The 3913-nt window shown below is 61.1% G+C and carries 5 protein-coding genes and 1 pseudogene; all 6 read left to right on the plus strand.

What is annotated here, in order from left to right:
- Window positions 1-83: 83 nt before the first annotated feature.
- Complete coding sequence (locus ACZ92H_RS29280; protein ID WP_465050667.1) at window positions 84-593, plus strand: hypothetical protein; 510 nt, start codon at window positions 84-86, stop codon at window positions 591-593.
- 34 nt (window positions 594-627) lie between these two features.
- On the plus strand, window positions 628-1803 hold the full coding sequence (locus ACZ92H_RS29285; protein WP_465050666.1) for a phage tail sheath protein: 1176 nt from the start codon (window positions 628-630) through the stop codon (window positions 1801-1803).
- Between the two features lie 66 nt (window positions 1804-1869).
- On the plus strand, window positions 1870-2379 hold the full coding sequence (locus tag ACZ92H_RS29290) for a phage major tail tube protein (protein WP_465050665.1): 510 nt from the start codon (window positions 1870-1872) through the stop codon (window positions 2377-2379).
- Window positions 2380-2416: 37 nt separating this feature from the next.
- Entirely contained in the window at window positions 2417-2725 is a 309-nt protein-coding gene (locus tag ACZ92H_RS29295) for a phage tail assembly protein (RefSeq protein ID WP_465050664.1), read from the plus strand.
- 8 nt (window positions 2726-2733) lie between these two features.
- Entirely contained in the window at window positions 2734-2847 is a 114-nt protein-coding gene (locus ACZ92H_RS29300) for a GpE family phage tail protein (protein ID WP_071650277.1), read from the plus strand.
- Window positions 2848-3913, plus strand: a pseudogene (locus ACZ92H_RS29305) (phage tail tape measure protein); the annotation flags it as partial. It abuts the gene before it with no gap.

Consider the following 3913-nt stretch of genomic DNA (forward strand, 5'->3'; position numbering starts at 1 on the left):
ACACACCAACCGCATCCTATGTAGACATCAAGGGCAATGCGCCTGCCATGTACATCGACGTTATTGCCATTGGTTACTAAAAAATGAACATTCGCTATTCCAAATCCACGGGCAACTTTTATCCGTACACAGAAGATTACGCCACCCTACCCGACGACATTACTGATGTCGATTACGCTGATTTTGAACGCGCGATGGCACGGCAACCGGGACAAACCTTCGCATTCAAGCGGGGGAAACTTGTCATCTCAGATGCTCCACCTGTCGCCTTCGCCACCTTGGCGGAACACTATATGGACAAGGTACGCCTGTCCCGTGACGCCGTATTGAATCGCCTGGCGGGCATCGGCTTTGCCGCACTGGCTAGCACCGACATGGCGACCGTGCAAGCGATCAGCACGGCGCGTACCGACTTGCTCAATATCACCGCCTGCACGGCGGTGTGCGCTGCCGAGGATATGCCAGCGCTGCAAGCAGCCGTCGAACGTGAATACAACCGCATCGCCGGCATGTTGCCGGATGAGGCGCGCCGCGCCTTCGCCGAAGCCGGCGCAGCCTTGCCAGCGGTCTTGTCCGCCAACACCAGCCAGTAATCCCTATTTTTACCTCACATCAGGAGAGCCAACCATGCCCACCGACTACCACCATGGCGTGCGCGTCATCGAAATTAACGAGGGTTCGCGCCCTATCCGCACCGTCTCCACCGCCGTGCTCGGCCTGATCGCCACGGCCGAGGATGCCGACGCGGCCGCCTTCCCGCTGAATAAACCCGTGCTCGTCACCAACGTTCTGGCCGCCATGGGCAAGGCCGGCAAGAGCGGTACCTTGTACCGCGCGCTGGAAGCCATCGCCGCGCAGACCAAACCGCTGTGCGTCGTCGTGCGCGTGGCCGAAGGCGAGACGGAAGCGGAAACCACCAGCAACGTGGTGGGCGGCGTCTCGCCAGACGGCCAGTACCTGGGCGTGAAAGCCTTGCTGGCCGCGCAAAGCAAGCTGGGCGTGAAACCGCGCATCCTGGGCGCGCCAGGCCTGGACACGCAAACCGTGGCCAACGCCCTGGCCAGCGTGGCGCAGCAACTGCGCGCTTTTGCCTACGCATCGGCCTACGGTTGCGCCAACGCCACGGAAGCCATCACTTACCGCGGCCAGTTCGGCCAGCGCGAACTGATGCTCATCTGGCCCGACTTCGTCAGCTGGAACACCGCCATCGATGAAGAGGCCAGCATGTCCGCCGTGGCCTATGCCATGGGCCTGCGCGCCAAGATCGACGAGGAAACAGGCTGGCACAAGACGCTGTCCAACGTCGTCGTGAATGGCCCCACCGGCATCAGCAAGGACGTGTTTTTCGACTTGCAGGACCCCGCCACCGATGCCGGCGTGCTCAACGCCAAGGAAGTGACCACCCTGATTAACATGGGCGGCTATCGCTTCTGGGGTTCGCGCACCTGCGAGGCGCAAGGCGGCTTTTTCTACTACGAGAGCTACACGCGCACGGCCCAGGTGCTGGCCGACACCATCGCCGAAGCGCATTTCGCCTACGTCGATGTGCCCTTGCATCCTTCGCTGGTGCGCGACCTGCTGGAAAGCATCAATGCCAAGTTCCGCGACTTGAAACTGCAGGGCTACATCATCGACGGCCATGCCTGGTATGACGAGCAATACAACGACAAGACGGGCCTGAAAGACGGCAAGCTGGCCATCGATTACGACTACACGCCCGTGCCGCCGCTGGAAAACCTGAAATTCCAGCAACGCATCACCGACCGCTACCTGGCCGACTTCGCCTCGCGCATCGCCGCCTAGTCGTACAGGCGCCACATCACCACCCTGCCCGCGCCAGCGCGGGCGCATTGAAATACTGGAGAAATTATGGGCCTGCCCCGCAAGCTGAAAAACTTTAATCTGTTTCAAAACGGCGTGTCCTTCATGGGCATGGTGCCCGAAGTCACCTTGCCGAAACTCAGCCGCAAGATGGAGGAGTACCGCGCCGGCGGCATGAGCGGCCCCGTGTCCGTGGACTTCGGCAACGAGGCGCTGTCGCTGGAATGGAGCGGCGGCGGCCTGATCGCCGAAGCCCTGAAACAGTACGGCGCGCACACGCACGGCGCCGTGCAACTGCGCTTTGCCGGCGCTTACCAGGAGGACGATGACGGCACGGTCGCCGCCGTGGAAGTGGTTGTGCGCGGCCGCTACAAGGAAATCGACATGGGCGCGGCCAAGATGGGCGACGACACCACCCATAAATACACCATGGCCTGCAGCTATTACAAGCTGATGATCGACGGCGTCACAGTCATCGAACTGGACTTCATGAGCGGCACCGAAAACTTCGGCGGCGGCGACACGAATACGGCCATCCGCAAGGCCATCGGCCTGTAATCCCCTTTTTAAATCACACGACAACAAGGAACACAGCATGCACAACGATACCCAAAACCAAGCCGTCATCGAACTGGACGAGCCGATCAAGCGCGGCGACACCCTCATCACCTCGCTCACCGTGCGCAAGCCCAAGGCGGGCGCGCTGCGCGGCATTTCCCTGATCGAGCTTGCCAATCTGAACGTGTCGGCCCTGCAGATCGTGCTGCCGCGCATCACCGAGCCGACCCTGACGGCGCACGACGTGGCCAGCATGGACCCTGCCGACTTGCTCACCGTGGGCGCCGAGGTTGCCGGTTTTTTGGTGAGCAAAGCCGATCGCCATACGGTATCCCCGGCGAAGTAGAAGACGCCATGGCCGACATTGCCGGCGTCTTCCACTGGACGCCGGCAGCGATGGACGATTTTACGATTGATGAACTGATGGCCTGGCGCGAACGCGCCAGGCAGCGAAGCGGAGCGGAATAGATGGCTGGTCGGGATTTGAAGTTACAGGTGGTATTTGCGGCACTGGACAAGATCACCGGCCCGCTCAAGAAAGTCGTGGCCGGTTCTAGCGAGACAGCCAAGGCCTTGAGGGCGACCAGCGACCGCTTGCGCGACCTCAACGCGCAGCAGAAAAACCTGGGGAAATTCCGCGAACTGCATAGCGGTATTCGAACAACGGGGGTTGAGCTGAAAGAAGCTCAAAAAAAAGTAAAAGAGCTGGCCGCAAGCATAAAACAGACCGAGTCTCCCACACGCGCCATGACGCGTGATTTGAAGGCGGCGACAAAGGTCACACAGGCCTTGACGCTGAAAGGCCGAGAACAGAGCCAGCAATTCCGCGTCCTGCGCACCAGCCTGAAAGATGCTGGCATCGACACGCGCCAATTGGGCAAGGCGCAGGAATGGCTCAAAAACAGCATCCAGCTGACAAACGTTGAACTGGCCTCACAACAAAAGCGCCTGGCCGCCTCCGCCGCCAAGCAGCAGCGCGTCACCAACGCCACTCAGCATGCCGACAAGCTGCGCAACAAAGCTGGCAACCTGGCCATGGCCGGCGCCGGCGCCACCGCCACGGGCGCCGTGCTGGGCGCGCCCGTCGTCAAAGGGCTGAACGAGGCCAAGCACTATCAGACGGAAGTGGGCAGGGTCAACGCGCTGGGCCTGGGCGATAAAGTCTCAGCCGAGGCGGTCGCCTTTGCCCGCAACATGCAGACCTACGGCACCAGCCAGCTCGACAACCTGCAACTCATGCGCGATGGCATGAGCGCCTTTGCCGACGTGCACCACGCGGAAATGGTCGCCCCTACCCTGGCCAAGATGAAGTTTGCCAATCACGCCTTCTTTGGCGAGGAAGAAGGCGCCGACAATGAACGCAAGTTCATGGACATGCTCAAGGTCATCGAGCTGCGTGGCGGCCTAGAGAGTAAGGAAAAGTTTGAAGCCCAGGCCAACATCGTGCAACAGGTCATCACCGCCACGGGCGGGCGCGTCGGGCCGAATGAATGGCTGAACATGATTAAGACGGGTGGCATCGCGGCCAAGGGCT

The organism is Janthinobacterium foliorum, from assembly GCF_978021625.1.